Raw genomic sequence first — 14,865 nt, forward strand, 5'->3', positions numbered from 1 at the left:
CCGCCAGCCGCGGCTACGAGACCGGTTGCCCTGCACCAGTCTGGGGCCGAGCGGTGCCCTCGAATCGCGCCTTTGCACGATGCTGGTGCCCTCGTCTGACGTTGCCTTTTGCGCAACATGAAAGTCCGAATGCCGTATTGGTGGTGATGCCTGGGGCCTCCCATACTCGATCGCAAGGGGCCGGCCAACGGGTCGGCCACCACCCATTCGAAGAAGAGGAACAAGGCATGGGCAGGCAGGTCGGGGTCATCGGACTCGGCAACATGGGCGGCAACATGGCGATCACCCTGGCGCGCAAGGGCGTTGCCGTCACCGGGCTGGATCCCTCCAGCGCCGCCTGCGAGCGGGTCGCTGCCCAGGGCGTGGCCATCGCCGGCGATCTGGTGGCCCTGGCCGCCAGCAGTGACGTCATCGTGCTGTCGCTGCCCAAGGCCGAGCACGTCGAGGCCGTGTGCCTGGGCGAGGCGGGCCTGGTCAGCCGCGTACGGCCGGGCACCGTGGTGGTCGACACCACCACCTCCACCCCGGAGACCAGCGGCCGGGTAGCGGCGGCCTTCGCCGAGGTCGGCGCCGATTTCCTCGATGCCCCGGTCTCCGGCGGCCCCGCCGGTGCCGCGGCCGGCACCATGACCATGGTCATCGGCGGCAGCGAGGCGGCCCTGGCCAAGGCGCTGCCGGCGCTGGAAGCCATGAGCGCGACCCGGGTGCACATCGGTGCCGTGGGCGCCGGCAACATCGCCAAGATCGCCAACAACCTGCTCGCCGCGGCGCACCTGATCACCACCGCCGAGGCGGTGACCATGGCCGCCCGTGCCGGCGTCGCCCCGGAGAAGCTGCTCGAAGGCATCAATGCCGGTTCCGGGCGCAGCGCCGCCAGCCAGGGCATGTTCCCCACCTGGGTGCTGAACAAGGCCTATGACTCCGGCTTCACCATGGGCTTGATGCGCAAGGACGTGGGCCTGGCCCAGCAGCTCATCGCCGAACTCGGCCTCGACCTGCCGCTGGCCGCGGCCACCGCCCAGGCCTGGAAGGCCAGCGCCGAGACCCTGGCCGATGGCGAGGATTTCTGCGCCATCGCGCGACGCACCAGCGAAGACCTGTTCGGCAAGGGGAAATGATCATGATGAACGCCAAGACACTGGAATTGCTCAAGCCCTTCTGGGGCGACCGCCAGCAGGTCGCCAGCTACGTGGACGGCGCCTTCGTCGATGGCAGCGGCGAGCGGATCACCGTGCGCAACGCCCATGACGACAGCCCGGCCTACAGCTACCCCGATGCCGACCTGGCCGTGGTCGAGCGCGCCGATGCCGCCGCCCGCCGGGCGTGCGAGGAATGGCGCGCCCTGACCGCCCAGGCGCGTGGGCGCATCATCTACCGCGTCGGCGCCCTGATCCGCGAGGAGGCCGAGACCCTGGCGCAGCTGGAATCGCTGACCGCCAACAAGCCGATCCGCGATGCCCGCGTCGAGGTGCTCAAGGTCGCCGAGATGTTCGAGTACTACGCCGGCTGGGCCGACAAGCTGCATGGCGAAGTCATCCCGGTGCCCACCAGCCACCTCAACTACGTGACCTACGAACCCCTGGGCACGGTGCTGCAGATCACCCCCTGGAATGCGCCGATCTTCACCGGCGGCTGGCAGATCGCCCCGGCCATCACCGCCGGCAACGCGGTGATCCTCAAGCCTTCCGAGCTGACTCCGGTGACCTCGCTGCTGCTGGGCGTGCTGGTGGAACGCGCCGGTGCGCCAAAGGGCCTGGTCAACGTGCTCGCCGGCCAGGGCCATACCGTTGGCCAGCAGGTGATCGCCCACGCCGACATCCGCAAGGTGGTCTTCGTCGGCTCGCCGGCCACCGGCCGGCACATCGCCGCCGCCGCGGCCCAGCGCTGCATCCCGGTGGTGCTGGAGCTGGGTGGCAAGTCGGCCAACATCGTCTTCGCAGACGCCGACCTGGACCTCGCCGTACGCGGCGCCCAGGCGGCGATCTTTTCCGGCGCCGGCCAGAGTTGCGTCTCGGGTTCGCGGCTGCTGGTGCAGGAAGCCATCTACGAGCGCTTCATCCAGGCGGTGGCCCGCGCCGCCAGCCAGTTCAAGGTGGGAGATCCGAGCGATCCCGAGACCCAGATCGGCCCGATCCACAACGCCAAGCAATTCGCCCATGTGCGCAACATGGTGGAAGGCGCCCTGGGTGAAGGCGCGCGGCATGTCGCCAATGGCGTCGAGCCGCTGCCCGCCGGAACCGGCTACTACGTCAATCCCACGGTGCTGGCCGGTCACAACGGCCTGACCTGCGCCCAGGAAGAGATCTTCGGGCCAGTGGTGGTGGCTATCCCGTTCAAGGACGAGGCCGACGCCATCCGTATCGCCAACGACAGCCGCTTCGGCCTGGCCGGGGCGGTCTGGACCCGCGACGTCGGTCGCGCCCACCGGGTGGCCCGGGGCGTGCGCGCCGGTACCTTCTGGGTCAACGGCTACAAGACCATCCACGTCAGCTCGCCCTTCGGCGGCTACGGCGAGAGCGGCTACGGTCGCTCCTCCGGCCTCGACGCCCTGCGCGAATACAGCGAAGTGAAGAGCGTCTGGGTGGAAACCGCCGCGGTGCCCGCCGCTGGCTTCGGCTACGGCGCCAGCCTGGAGTAACAGATGACCATCCATCAAGCCTTGTTGGACGACGCCCGCAGCTGGCGTCGCGATTTCCACGCCCATCCGGAACTGGGTTTCGCCGAGCACCGCACCGCGGCGCGGGTGGCCGAGTTGCTGGAGGGCTTCGGCCTGGAGGTCCATCGTGGCCTTGGCGGTACCGGCGTGGTCGGGGTGCTGCGTCACGGCGAGGGTCCCAGCCTGGGGCTGCGCGCCGACATGGACGCCCTGCCGATGCAGGAGGTGGGGGACGTTCCCCACCGTTCCACCGCCGCCGGCCGCATGCACGCCTGCGGCCATGACGGCCATACCGCCATCCTGCTGGCCACCGCCCGCCACCTGAGCGAAAACCGCGATTTCCGCGGCACCCTCTATTTCGTCTTCCAGCCCGCCGAAGAGAATCTTGGCGGCGCCCAGAAGATGATCGAGGACGGCCTGTTCGAACGCTTTCCCATGGACGCCCTCTACGGCCTGCACAACTGGCCGGGATTGCCGGCCGGCCAGTTGGTGGTCAATCCGGGCGCCATGATGGCCTCGCTGGACACCTTCGCCATCACCCTGACCGGCAAGGGCTGCCACGCGGCCATGCCCGAGCGCGGACGCGATCCCATCGTCGCCGCAGCGGACCTGATCCTGCAGCTGCAGACCATCGTCGCCCGGCGGATCTCGCCGCTGGCCGCCGCGGTGGTCAGCGTGACCATGCTGGAGGCAGGGGAGGCGATCAACGTCATCCCCGAGGTGGCGCGGCTCAGGGGCACGGTGCGCTGCCTGGATGGCGCGGTACGTGCCGAGGTGGAGCGGCTGATCGGCGAGATCGTCGCCCAGGCGCCGCTGGCCCAGGGGGTGCGCGGCGAGCTGGAGTTCACTCGGGGCTATCCGGTGACCCAGAACCATCCCGAGCAGGCGGCGCGGGTACGTCAGGCGGCGGTGACCGCCTTTGGCGCCGAGCGGGTCAGCGATGGCGTACCGCCGTCCATGGCCTCCGAGGACTTCGCCTTCATGCTGGCGGCGCGCCCGGGGGCCTATCTCTGGCTGGGCGTCGACGGCGCCCAGCCCTCGGCACCGCTGCACAACCCGGCCTATGACTTCAACGACGCCATCATCGAGCCGGCCGTACGGCTGTGGGCCGAGCTGGTGCGCCAGGAGTTGCCGGTCTAGGCCGCTTGTAGCGAGCGCCGCCGACGCTCAGCGAAAGGCGGTCATCTGCTGCACCATGGCCGTGCGCAACTCGTCCGCGGCGCGACTGAGCTTGCGCCCCAGGCGGGTGACCAGTTCGACGTGGGCGCGGGCGAAACCCGGATCGGCCAGGGGCAGGGCGCGCAAGGCGCCGCTGTCCAGTTCCTGGGTGGCGGCGAACAGCGGCAAGAGGGTCACGCCGCCCTGCTGGGCATAGTGCTTGAGCAGGGCGAAGGTGTTGCAGGTCAGGGTCGGCGCTAGGCGCTGGCCGGCGGCCTGCTCCACGGCGTCGAGCATCTGGCGGATGCCGTAGGAGATGTCCGGCAGCGCCAGCCGATGCTCGCCCAGTTCCGCCAGGGTCACGGGGCCGCGGGTCGCGGCCAGCGGATGCTCCGGTGCCACCAGCGCATAGAGCGGCTGTCCACGGCTGCCATGCACCCGCAGGTGCGGATCGCGTGGCGGATTGAACACCAGCCCCAGTTGCGCCTCGTCTTCCATCACCTGGCGGATCACCTCATTGGTGCCCACCACGTTGACCCTGACCTCGATCTCCGGATGCCGCGCGGAAAAGTCACCGAGGCTGGACGACAGATCGCCGATGAAGCCTTCGCCGATGGCCAGCACCACCCGGCCGGTGCGCAGGCCCTGGAGATCGGAGATGGCGTCTCTCAGACCGTCGAGCTGGGTCTGGCGCTGGCGGAAATAGTCCAGCACCAGACGTCCGGCCTCGGTTGGGGTGATGCCGCGGCGGTGGCGCTCGATGAGGTCGACACCCAGCTCCGCCTCGACCTGGGCGATCTGCCGGCTGACCGCGGAAGGGGCGATATCCAGGGCGTCGGCCGCGGCGCGCACGCTGCCCAGGCGCACTGCCTCGACGAAATAATGCAAGCGTTGTTCGTGAATTCCACGCATCCGTGTGTTCTCTTAAAGGCAACGGAAAAGGCCATTTCCAGTATTGGAGAGAGAACAGGCCGCTGTCCATACTCGGCCCAAGACCACGGCCGCCCCGGCCTGGCCAAGGCCCGCGACGCAGAGCTCCGGAACGGCGCGAAGCCCCATGCGAGACCCCGTCCGCGCTGGGCTTCCTCCCTCCGGCACGCCAGGCGCGCGACCTCGACCAGGCCTCCAGAACGACCGGGTCCTGCTCCCTAGCGGAGCCCTTTTCTGCCCAGCGGGCCTAAGAGCGGCTAACAAAACGTAGCGAGCGGTTGTCAGGCGGGTGCGCGCGGCGCGCAGGAACTGAAGTGTACGAGCGGTACATGAGGATTCCGAGCACTGCACGCACCCGTCTGGCGGACGCGCAGTAGTTTTGTTGGTCGCTCTGAGTCGCTCGCGACTGCCAACCAGACCAACAACCGAGCCCGCGAGCGGGCCGCAGGGGGAAGAATGAGCGCCAATCCGACGCTGGCCGTGGGCCAGGACCGAGCCGTCAGCAATACCGTCAGACTCTACATCTGGGCAGCACTGGTGCTGCTGATCGCCGAGCTGATCGGCTCCCTCACCATACCGCTGGGGCCGGGCAAGGTGGTGCTGCTGCCGATGATCTGGGCGCTCTTGCTGGGTGCAGCGGTGGGGCAGGTCGGCAAGCGCATGCCGCTGGGGGTGGGTATCGACCGCAGCGCCCAGGTGCGCTCGGCGGCCATTCTGCAATACGCCTTGCTGGTGTTCATCGCCAAGCTCGGCCTGGTGGTGGGCGGCTCGCTGCCCACGGTGATCGCCGCCGGCTGGGCACTTGCCTTCCAGGAGCTGGGGCATTTCGTCGGCACCATCCTGCTCGGCCTGCCGGTGGCCCTGCTGCTGGGCATCAAGCGCGAGGCCATCGGTGCCACCTTCTCGGTGGGGCGTGAACCGAGTCTGGCGATCATCAGCGAACGCTATGGCATGGACTCCCCGGAAGGTCGCGGCGTGCTCGCCGAGTACCTGACCGGCACCCTGTTCGGCGCGGTATTCATGGCCATCGTCGCCGGCTTCATCGCCAGCCTGAACATCTTCCACCCCTATTCCCTGGCCATGGGCGCCGGCCTGGGCTCGGGCAGCATCATGGCCGCCGCTGCCGGTGCCATCGCCGCCCAGCAGACGCCCGAGATGGCCAAGGAGGTCATGGCTCTGGCCGCCGCTGCCAACCTCATCACCCTGACCCTGGGCACCTATTTCACGCTGTTCATCTCCCTGCCGCTGGCGGTCTGGGGCTACCGGGTGATGGAGCCGCGCATCGGCCGTACCACCAAGGCTTCCTTCCAGCAGAGTTCGGTGGATGCCGGCGTGGTGGACGAACCCGTGGAACTGGGCTGGTCGGCACGCTTCAGCGCCTGGCTGGCCTCGGGCGCCCTGGCGCTGCTGGCGACCTTGGTGATGAGCAAGACCCTGCCACCGGCTGCTTTCCTGGGCGTCGCGGTGATGATCCTGGCGGCCTTCGTCGGTGAACTGCTCTGCCAGCTGTTCCGCCGCAAGGTGCCGGCGGTGTGCTGGGTATCGCTGGTGGCCATGTTCCTGACCTCGCCCTGGTGCCCGCTGGCGCCGCAGATCACCGCCGCCCACAACGCGGTCGGCATCATGGCGCTGATCACCCCCATGCTGGCCTTCGCCGGCCTGTCCATCGCCAAGGACATCCCGGCCTTCCGTCGCCTCGGCTGGCGCATCGTGGTGGTTTCGCTGATCGCCAGCTTCGGCACCTTCATCGGCGCGGCCTTCATCGCCGAAGTGTTTCACTGATCCTCGCGCGCACCGGGTCCCCGGTGCGCCGCTTCCCGCTACCGTACTGCCCCCTCGTCTGAGTCGCCTGCCCCTGCATTTTCGTGTCGCAGCTCCCAGCCTTGAGCCCTGGCGGCAAGGTGTCGTCCCTGGACGATCACCGGCGCTTGAGCTGCGCCCCGAGTTGCAGTATCTATGATGGAAAATTAACAAAAGCCGTTAATTTAATAACATCAAGAAAAACGGAGGCGCGCTCGGCATGGGCAAAATCGCGGTCATCGGCAGCAACATGGTCGATCTCATCACCTATATCGAGCGCCTACCCGTGCAGGGCGAGACGCTGGAGGCGCCGGACTTCGCCCTCGGCTGTGGCGGCAAGGGCGCCAACCAGGCGGTCGCCGCGGCCAAGCTGGGCAGCGAGGTGCTGATGGTGACCAAGGTCGGCGACGACCTCTTCGCCGACAACACCCTGGCCAACTTCCGCCGCTTCGGTATCGACACCCGTCATGTGACCCGCGCGCCGGGTCGCTCCAGCGGGGTGGCGCCGATCTTCGTCCAGCCCGACTCGCACAACAGCATCCTCATCGTGAAGGGCGCCAACGCCGCCCTCGGCCCGGCCGACATCCAGGCCGCGGAAGCCGATCTGCGCGATTGCGCGCTGATCGTGCTGCAGCTGGAAATCGCCCTGGAGACGGTCTACGCGGCCATCGACTGCGGTCAGCGCCTGGGCATCCCGGTGCTGCTCAATCCGGCACCGGCGGTGGCCGACCTGAGCGCCGCGCACCTCGCCCGGCTGGATTACTTCGTCCCCAACGAGACCGAACTGGCCCTGGTCAGCGGTCTGCCCGTGCAGGATCGCGAGAGCGCCTTCGCCGCCGCGCGGATGCTGGCCGGTCGCGGCATCCGCCACGTGGTGGTCACCCTGGGCGCCGCGGGCGCGCTGTACGTGGGCGAGGAGGGTGAATTCAGCCTCCCCGGCCAGCCGGTGGCGGCCATCGACACCACCGGCGCTGGCGATGCCTTCATCGGCTGCTTCGCCCATGGCCGCGTCCAGGGCCTCGGCCTGCGGGACGCCATGCAGCGGGCCGTGGCCTATTCGGCACTGTCGGTCACCGGGCGCGGCACCCAGACCTCCTATCCCGAGGCCGCGGTCTTCGAAGACTACCTCGCGTCCCTGGATCTCTGACGCAAGGTCGGCAATCCCTCACCCTGGCATCCCTACGGAGAACAACAATGAGCCAGTCACCCCTGCGGCCCAGCGCCGACGGCTACTACCTGAACCGCACGCCGTGGTTCGCCTTCATCCTGCTGTGCTGCATCTTCGCGCTCTGGGCCGCCGCGGCGAGCATGAACGACGTGCTCATCGCCCACTTCAAGAAGGCCTTCCTGCTCAGTGACTTCCAGACCGCCTTCGTCCAGTCGGCCTTCTATCTCGGCTATTTCTTCCTGGCCCTGCCGGCCGCGCTGATGGTGCGGCGCTTCAGCTACAAGACGACCATCCTCTTCGGCCTGTTCCTCTACATGGTCGGCTGCCTGCTGTTCTTTCCGGCCGCCTCCATGGCCAAGTACGGCATGTTCCTGCTGGCGCTGTTCGTGATCGCCGCGGGGCTGTCCTTCCTGGAGACCGCCTGCAACACCTATTCGACCCTGCTCGGGCCGCGCGAGACCGGTACCCGCCGGCTGAACATCTCCCAGACCTTCCACCCCTTCGGCGCCATGACCGGCGTCTACGTGGGCAGCTTCGTGATGTTCAAGGAGGGCGACGCCAGCCAGGCGCAGCTGCTGCAGATGAATCCCGCCGAGGCCGCCGCCCAGCAGCTGCAGATGATCCAGGCCACCCTGACGCCCTACCAGTGGATGATCGGCGTGCTGGTGCTGATCTTCGTGCTGATCGCCTGTACCCGCTATCCGGCCTGCAAGGGCAACGATGCCGTGCGCAGCGAAAGCGACGGTATCGCCGCCAGCCTCGGGCGGCTGCGGCGCAATCCGCGCTTCGTCTTTGGCGTGCTGGCGCAGTTCCTCTATGTCGGCGCCCAGGTCGGCGTCTGGAGCTTCACCATCCGCCTGGCCATGCAGCTCGGCGGCATGAACGAGCGCAGCGCCTCCTGGTTCCTGCTCACCACCTTCGCCGCCTATTTCGTCGGCAAGCTGATCGCCAACCTGCTGATGCGTCGCTGGCATCCGGCCAAGGTGCTAGGCGTCTACGGGGTGCTGTGCATCGCCCTGCTGGCCTACACCATCCTGGTGCCCAACATCACCGCGGTGTACGCCGCCGTGGGCGTGAGCATCTTCCTCGGCCCCTGCTGGCCGACCATCTATGGCCTGACCGTCGACGGCATCGGCCGCGACACCGAATTCGGCGGCTCGCTGCTGGTGATGAGCATCGTCGGCGGCGGGGTGATCCCGATCTTCCAGGGCCTGCTGTCGGACTACACCGGCGGCAACATGCAGCTGGCCTATTCAGTGCCGCTGCTGTGCTTCACGGTGATCGTCGCCTACGCCCTCTATTGCCTGCGTCATCCGGCCAGCGAGCGGCTGCCGGTGGGCGCCGCCCAGACCGCCTGAGGAGGGCGCCGCCATGTCCGTACGCGTGCCCCTGCAGCCTGAGCAATTCACCGCGTGCGAGCGTACCCTGCTCGCCAGCGACGCCTTCCAGGTGCGCGCCTGGACCTATCCCTCCGGGGTGCGCGCCCTGGCGCTGGAGAATCATCGTGGCCGGCTGGTCGTGCTGCCCTACCAGGGGCAGATGGTCTGGGACGCCAGCTTCGACGGCTGCCGCCTGACCATGCCCGGGTTGTTCGACCAGCCGCGGCCGACCCGGCGGATCATCGAGACCTATGGCTGCTTCATGTTCCACGCCGGGGTGCTGCGCAACGGCTGCCCGGCGCCGGAGGACAGCCACGAGCTGCACGGCGAACTGCCCTGCGCACCGCTGGACGAGGCCTGGCTGGAGCTGGGCGGGGACGCGGAGGGTGACTTCCTGCGCCTGGGCGGTCGCCATGACTACGCCATGGGCTTTGGCGATCGCTATCGCGCCCAGCCCAGCGTGACCCTGAGGCCGGACAGCGCCGTGTTCGAGCTGGGCCTGGAAGTGGAAAACCAGGCCGGCCAGCCCATGGACCTGATGTACATGGCGCACATGAACTACGCCTACGTACCCGGCGGTCGCTTCCATGAGCCGCTGGGCGTGGCCCGCACCCGGGTACGCACCAGCGTGCCGGCCCATGTGCGGCCGACCGCCGACTGGCAGGCCTTCATCGCCGAGCTGGCCGAAGATTCGGAACGCCTGCGGGTGCTGGATGCGCCGGCGCGCTACCAGCCGGAAATCGTCAGCTTCATCGATGCGCCAGGCACCGACGCGGCGGGGGAGGCGCACTTCCTGCTGGAGCATCCGGGCGGCGCCGCCTTCTACACGGCCTATCGCCCGGCGGCCTTGCCCCATGCCACGCGCTGGGTGCTGCACAACCCCGATCAGCAGGTGGCGGCCTTCGTGCTGCCGGCGACCTGTGAACCGGAGGGCTATCTGGCCGAGACCGCCAAGGGCCAGGTGCAGCAGCTGCAACCGGGTGAACGGCGCGCCTTCAGCGTGCGCACCGGCTATCTGGACGCCGCCGAGCGCGAGGCGCTGTTGGCGCGCCTGGCCGACCCGGCGCGGATCAGGTAAGCAGTTGCGCGCCGTTCGCCTCGATCCGCTCGCGATAGCTGCGCGGAATGCGCCAGTCGCTGACCACCCCGTCGAAGTCGTCGAGCGCCGCGAAATGCGCGGCGCGCACCACGTCGAACTTGGTATGGTCGACCAGCAGCAGCCGCTGCTGGGCCTGGCGCAGGACCTTCTGCTTGACCTCGACCTCGTTGAAGTTGAAGCAGGTGACGCCGAAGTCCTCGCTCACCCCGGCCGCCGAGACGAAGGCGTGGGTGAGGCGCACGCCATCGAGCACCCCGGTCTCCAGGCGACTCTCGAAGATCTGGTTCTTGCGCTGGAAGGTGCCGCCGCAGACCACCAGGGTGCAGTTGACCTTCTGCTGCAGCTTGAGCAGCACATTGAGCGAATGGCAGACGGCGGTAAATTCCAGGTCATCGGGAATGAAGTCCACCACGAAGGGCGTGGTGGTCCCGCAATCGAGGAAGACGGTGTCGCCGGCGCGGATCTGCGCCGCGGCCAGCCGACCGATGCGGCGCTTTTCCTCGACCTGGCGCAGGTCCTGTTCCACCACCTGGTAGCCGGGCGCCTCGCTGCCGCCGACATCGCGGGTGACGTGACCGCCGAGCAGCCGCAGGCCGTCCGGCGGGAGCCGCAGGTCGCGTCTCAGGGTCATTTCCGAGACACCCAGCAGCTGGGCCATCTCGCGCAGGTGAATGGCGTGCTGATCCTGCAGCGCCTGGTGCATCAGCTTGAGCCGAGCGGCTTTCTTGCTATCCATGAGGGGTGCGCTACGGGAGTCCGACTAGAGGTGCAGGCCGCACCAACCAAGAATTCTGATCCGATCATACGCTACCCGTGCCTGAGGAGGCCCCATGCAGCTTGAACCCGGCGAACTCGCCAAGACCATCGACCACACTCTGCTCGCCGCCGATGCCCGCCGCGCCCAGATCGAGCGCCTGTGCCAGGAGGCGCGTACCCATGGCTTCTACTCGGTGTGCGTGAATTCCGCCCAGGTCCCCCACGCCGCGGCGCAACTGGCCGGCAGCGCGGTCAAGGTCTGCGCGGTGGTGGGCTTTCCGCTCGGCGCCGGGCTGAGCGCGGCCAAGGCCTTCGAAGCCGAGCAGGCCATCGCCGCCGGGGCGGGGGAGATCGACATGGTGCTCAACATCGGCTGGCTCAAGGATGGCCTGCTGGACGAGGTCTCCGCCGACATCGCCGCGGTCCAGGCCGCCTGCGGGGCGGTACCGCTCAAGGTGATCCTGGAGACCGGTCTGCTCGACGACACCCAGAAGCGCCAGGCCTGCCGGATCTGTCGCGACCTCGGGGTCGCCTTCGTCAAGACCTCGACCGGCTTCGGCCACGGCGGCGCAACCCTGGAGGACATCCGCCTGATGCGCCAGGAGGTGGGCCCGGAAATGGGCGTCAAGGCCTCCGGTGGCGTGCGTGACCGAGCCACCGCCCAGGCCATGCTGGACGCCGGCGCGACCCGGCTGGGGACCAGTTCGGGCGTGGCCATCGTCAGCGGTGGCGAGGGTGGGGCGGGGTATTGAGGCAGGTTCGACGTAGGTTGGGTTGAGCGCAGCGAAGCCCAACGATGCCGCCTGGTGTTGGGCTTCGGCCTCGGCCCAACCTATGGGTGCTACCCCGGTCCCTGCCGATACAGCTTGGAATCCTGGAAATCTCCCGGTGCCAGCACCTCGCCGACCAGGATCAGCGCGGTGCGGCGGAAATCCTTGTCCCGCGCCCGTTCGACGATGTCGGCCAGGGTGCCCTGGACGCTGTCCTGGTCCGGCCAGCTGGCGCGGTGGACGATGGCCACCGGGCAGGCGGGGCCGTAGTGCGGCAGGAGGTCGGCGACGATGCGTTCCAGCTGGCCGACGCCGAGGTGGATGGCCAGGGTCGCGCGGTGGCGGGCCAGGTCGGCGAGCGCCTCGCCTTCCGGCATGGCCGTGCGACTGGCATAGCGGGTGAGGATCACCGTCTGGCTGACCCCGGGGAGGGTCAGCTCGCAACCCAGCAGGGCGGCGCAGGCGGCGGTGGCGGTCACGCCGGGAACGATCTCGTAGGGAATGCCCAGCGCCTGCAGGCGGCGGATCTGCTCGCCGATGGCGCCATATAGCGAGGGATCGCCGGAATGCACCCGGGCCACGTCCTGGCCGCGGGCATGGGCGGCGGCCAGGTGGCCGACGATGGCCTCCAGGTCCAGGTGGGCGGTGTCGATCACCGTCTCGGCCTGGTGACCCTCCAGCACCGCGGGCGGCACCAGGGAGCCGGCATAGAGGATCACCGGGCACTGGCGGATCAGCCGCTGACCTTTGACGGTGATGAGGTCGGGATCGCCGGGGCCGGCGCCGATGAAATGAACGGTCATGGGATTTCCTCGGCGAGGGCGGTGAGCAGCTCGGCGACACTGGCGAACTCGCGATCGACGCTAGGCAGGGCTGGGCGCCTCAGGATCAGCACCGGCAGGCCCCGCTCGCGGGCCACCTGCAGCTTGGGCTGGGTGGCGGCGCTGCCGCTGTTCTTGCTGATCAGCACATCGAAGTCGCCCTGGGCGAAGAGTGCGCGCTCGGCCTCCAGGGCGAAGGGGCCGCGGTCGGCGATGATCCGCGCCCGCACGTGGCCGGGATGGGTGTCGAGCAGGCGCAGGGTCCAGAACTGCCCGCCGGGAATCTCCTGGAGATGCTCCAGCGGCTCGCGACCCAGGGTGAAGAAGGGCCGGGCGAAGGGTGCCAGGGCGTTTTGCAGCTCGGTCCAGTCGGCCACCTCGCGCCAGTCGTCGTCTGGTCCGGCCTGCCAGCCGGGTCGGCGCAGCGCCCAGCAGGGGAGGCCAGCGTCAGCCGCGGCCCGCGCGGCGTTGTGGCTGATCCGGGCGGCGTAGGGGTGGGTGGCGTCCAGCAGCAGCTCGATGCCTTCACTGCGGAGAAAGGCGGCCAGTCCCGTGGCGCCGCCGTAGCCGCCGACCCGCACCTGGCAGGGCAGGTCCCGAGGCACCCGGCCGAGACCGGCGAGGCTGTAGATGGCCTCCGCCGGCAGTGTGCGGGCGATGGCCAGGGCTTCGGTGGTGCCGCCGAGCAGGAGGATCTTCATGGGCGGTCTTCCGTCAGGGCGGCGGAGGTTTTGTCATGCATGGTGTGCCCTCATCCTCGGCCCCTCTCCTGGGGGAAGAGGGGAGCAAAGCCAGTGCCTGGGATCGAGCTGCGGAATAGGCGTATTGGTCTCGTAGGCGGCTTGCCCGCCGATGATCACAGGGTGCTCAGCAAGAGTCATGAGCGTCAGCCCGGACACCAGATTTCCAGGCCACCACCCAGCGACCCCCTCGCCCCCGCGGGGAGAGGGTTGGGGTGAGGGGGCCAGGCGCCGCTCACCGTCTTCAGAGATGAAGGAGGCACACCCAATCATCCTCTCTACTTTTGCCGAGCGACGGCCACTCACGGCTTCACCACGTCCAGCAAGGTGATAGGCAGCGCCGCGCGCCAGGTATCGAAGGCGCCCAGCGGCTGGGCCTGGGCCACCTGCAACCGGGTCAGGTCACCACCGTGGCGTTCGCGAAAGGCCACCAGGGCGGCTTCGGTCTGCAGGGTCACGGCATTGGCGACCAGGCGACCGCCGGGCTTCAAGGCGGCCCAGCAGCTGTCCAGTACCCCCGGCTCGGTAAGCCCACCGCCGATGAAGATGGCGTCCGGGGTGGCCAGACCGGCTAGGGCCTCCGGGGCCTGGCCGGCGACCAGTTGCAGCGCCGGGGCGCCGAGCAGGTCACGGTTGTGGAGGATATGGGCCTGGCGACCGGCGTCGGCCTCGATGGCCAGCACCCGGCAGCGGGGATGGCTGCGCGCCCATTCGATGCCGATGGAGCCGCAGCCGGCGCCCACGTCCCACAGCAATTCGCCGGGGCGCGGCGCCAGGCGTGACAGGGTCACCGCGCGCACGTCTCGCTTGGTCAGCTGGCCGTCGTGGCGATAGGCGCTGTCCGGCAGACCGGGGGTGAGCGGCAGTCCCGCTTCACCGGTCTCGCTCAGGACCTCGATGGCCACCAGGTTGAGCGCTGCCGCCTCCGCCAGCGACCAGTCCTGGGCGCGGCCGCTGATCCGTCGCTCCAGAGGACCGCCCAGGTGCTCCAGCACCTGCAGCTGGCTGGCGCCAAGGCCCTGGTCCACCAGCAGCGCGGCCAGGGCGGCAGGGCTGTGGCCGTCATTGCTCAGTACCAGCAGGCGGGCGCCGGGATGCAGGTGGCACACCACCCCGGCCAGGGGCCGCGCCACCACCGACACCAACGCGACCTCCTGCAACGGCCAGCCAAGGCGAGCCGCGGCCAGGGAGTAGGAGGAGGGCGCCGGCAGCACCTGCAGTTCGTCGGCCGACAGCTGGCGCGAAAGGCTCGCGCCGACACCGAACAGCATGGGATCGCCGCTGGCCAGCACGCAGACCGGGGTGCCGCGACGGTCCAGGACCGGGGCCAGGGCGAAGGGTTGCGGCCAGGGCTCGCGGATGGCGCGAAGGCAGGGTGGCAGCAGCGCCAGCTGGCGTGGACCGCCAATGATGACCTGGGCGTCCAGCAGCGCGCGGCGGGCCTGCTTGCCGAGGCCGGGGTAGCCGTCTTCGCCGATACCCACCACGGTCAGCCAGGGGATCATGAACACACCTCATCGAACGTCAGCCGACCGGGCGTTTTCAAGGGGTCGGGCAAAGCGGGCATAATAACGTCTTTCCCGTTCAG

The 14,865-nt window shown here is 69.0% G+C and carries 13 protein-coding genes and 1 other RNA gene; 8 read left to right on the forward strand and 6 right to left on the reverse strand.

Annotated features, from left to right (window positions below; translation table 11 throughout):
* Window positions 1-146: 146 nt before the first annotated feature.
* Genes AABM56_RS02760 through AABM56_RS02770 form a run of 3 tightly spaced genes read left to right on the forward strand, consistent with a single transcriptional unit; the run spans window position 147 to window position 3,796 of the window.
* Complete coding sequence (locus AABM56_RS02760) at window positions 147-1,118, forward strand: NAD(P)-dependent oxidoreductase (protein WP_347883822.1); 972 nt, start codon at window positions 147-149, stop codon at window positions 1,116-1,118.
* Between the two features lie 2 nt (window positions 1,119-1,120).
* Window positions 1,121-2,638 carry an aldehyde dehydrogenase family protein gene (locus AABM56_RS02765; RefSeq protein ID WP_133862300.1) on the forward strand — a complete coding sequence of 506 codons (1,518 nt, stop codon included), beginning with the start codon at window positions 1,121-1,123 and terminating at the stop codon, window positions 2,636-2,638.
* 3 nt (window positions 2,639-2,641) lie between these two features.
* Entirely contained in the window at window positions 2,642-3,796 is a 1,155-nt protein-coding gene (locus tag AABM56_RS02770) for a M20 aminoacylase family protein (RefSeq protein ID WP_347883823.1), read from the forward strand.
* Between the two features lie 27 nt (window positions 3,797-3,823).
* Here AABM56_RS02770 and AABM56_RS02775 read toward each other — a convergent pair whose 3' ends face one another.
* Together AABM56_RS02775 and AABM56_RS02780 are read right to left on the reverse strand one after the other, a co-directional pair.
* Complete coding sequence (locus AABM56_RS02775) at window positions 3,824-4,726, reverse strand: LysR family transcriptional regulator (RefSeq protein WP_133862298.1); 903 nt, start codon at window positions 4,724-4,726, stop codon at window positions 3,824-3,826.
* Between the two features lie 273 nt (window positions 4,727-4,999).
* A non-coding RNA gene (locus AABM56_RS02780) (sX9 sRNA) lies at window positions 5,000-5,075 on the reverse strand.
* A 125-nt stretch (window positions 5,076-5,200) separates the two neighbouring features.
* Here AABM56_RS02780 and AABM56_RS02785 point away from each other — a divergent pair.
* The 4 genes from AABM56_RS02785 to AABM56_RS02800 all read left to right on the forward strand — a co-directional run bounded on the left by AABM56_RS02785 (window position 5,201) and on the right by AABM56_RS02800 (window position 10,169).
* Complete coding sequence (locus tag AABM56_RS02785; protein ID WP_133862297.1) at window positions 5,201-6,526, forward strand: DUF3100 domain-containing protein; 1,326 nt, start codon at window positions 5,201-5,203, stop codon at window positions 6,524-6,526.
* A 238-nt stretch (window positions 6,527-6,764) separates the two neighbouring features.
* On the forward strand, window positions 6,765-7,691 hold the full coding sequence (gene rbsK / locus AABM56_RS02790) for a ribokinase (RefSeq protein WP_133862296.1): 927 nt from the start codon (window positions 6,765-6,767) through the stop codon (window positions 7,689-7,691).
* A gap of 47 nt (window positions 7,692-7,738) precedes the next feature.
* Window positions 7,739-9,070, forward strand: a complete 1,332-nt coding sequence (gene fucP, locus AABM56_RS02795; RefSeq protein ID WP_133862295.1) for an L-fucose:H+ symporter permease — start codon at window positions 7,739-7,741, stop codon at window positions 9,068-9,070.
* A gap of 13 nt (window positions 9,071-9,083) precedes the next feature.
* A complete protein-coding gene (locus AABM56_RS02800) occupies window positions 9,084-10,169 on the forward strand; it encodes an aldose 1-epimerase family protein (RefSeq protein ID WP_133862294.1) in 1,086 nt (361 codons plus the stop codon).
* Here AABM56_RS02800 and deoR read toward each other — a convergent pair.
* Window positions 10,162-10,926 carry a DNA-binding transcriptional repressor DeoR gene (deoR, locus tag AABM56_RS02805; RefSeq protein ID WP_133862293.1) on the reverse strand — a complete coding sequence of 255 codons (765 nt, stop codon included), beginning with the start codon at window positions 10,924-10,926 and terminating at the stop codon, window positions 10,162-10,164. The genes AABM56_RS02800 and deoR overlap by 8 nt on opposite strands.
* A gap of 94 nt (window positions 10,927-11,020) precedes the next feature.
* Between deoR and deoC the strand changes: the two genes are divergently transcribed.
* Window positions 11,021-11,698: a deoxyribose-phosphate aldolase gene (gene deoC, locus AABM56_RS02810; protein ID WP_133862292.1), complete on the forward strand. Its 678-nt coding sequence runs from the start codon at window positions 11,021-11,023 to the stop codon at window positions 11,696-11,698.
* An 89-nt stretch (window positions 11,699-11,787) separates the two neighbouring features.
* Here the strand turns inward: deoC and cobM are convergent, their stop codons facing one another.
* The 3 genes from cobM to cbiE all read right to left on the reverse strand — a co-directional run bounded on the left by cobM (window position 11,788) and on the right by cbiE (window position 14,782).
* Window positions 11,788-12,519 (reverse strand): precorrin-4 C(11)-methyltransferase, encoded by a 732-nt coding sequence (gene cobM / locus AABM56_RS02815; RefSeq protein WP_133862291.1) that lies wholly within the window; start codon window positions 12,517-12,519, stop codon window positions 11,788-11,790.
* Window positions 12,516-13,238: a cobalt-precorrin-6A reductase gene (locus AABM56_RS02820; RefSeq protein ID WP_133862290.1), complete on the reverse strand. Its 723-nt coding sequence runs from the start codon at window positions 13,236-13,238 to the stop codon at window positions 12,516-12,518. Before AABM56_RS02820 ends, cobM begins: the two co-directional genes overlap by 4 nt.
* A gap of 341 nt (window positions 13,239-13,579) precedes the next feature.
* Window positions 13,580-14,782, reverse strand: a complete 1,203-nt coding sequence (gene cbiE / locus AABM56_RS02825; RefSeq protein WP_133862289.1) for a precorrin-6y C5,15-methyltransferase (decarboxylating) subunit CbiE — start codon at window positions 14,780-14,782, stop codon at window positions 13,580-13,582.
* Window positions 14,783-14,865: the final 83 nt, after the last annotated feature.

The organism is Pseudomonas aestiva, assembly GCF_039908605.1.
GTDB lineage: Bacteria > Pseudomonadota > Gammaproteobacteria > Pseudomonadales > Pseudomonadaceae > Chryseomonas > Chryseomonas aestiva.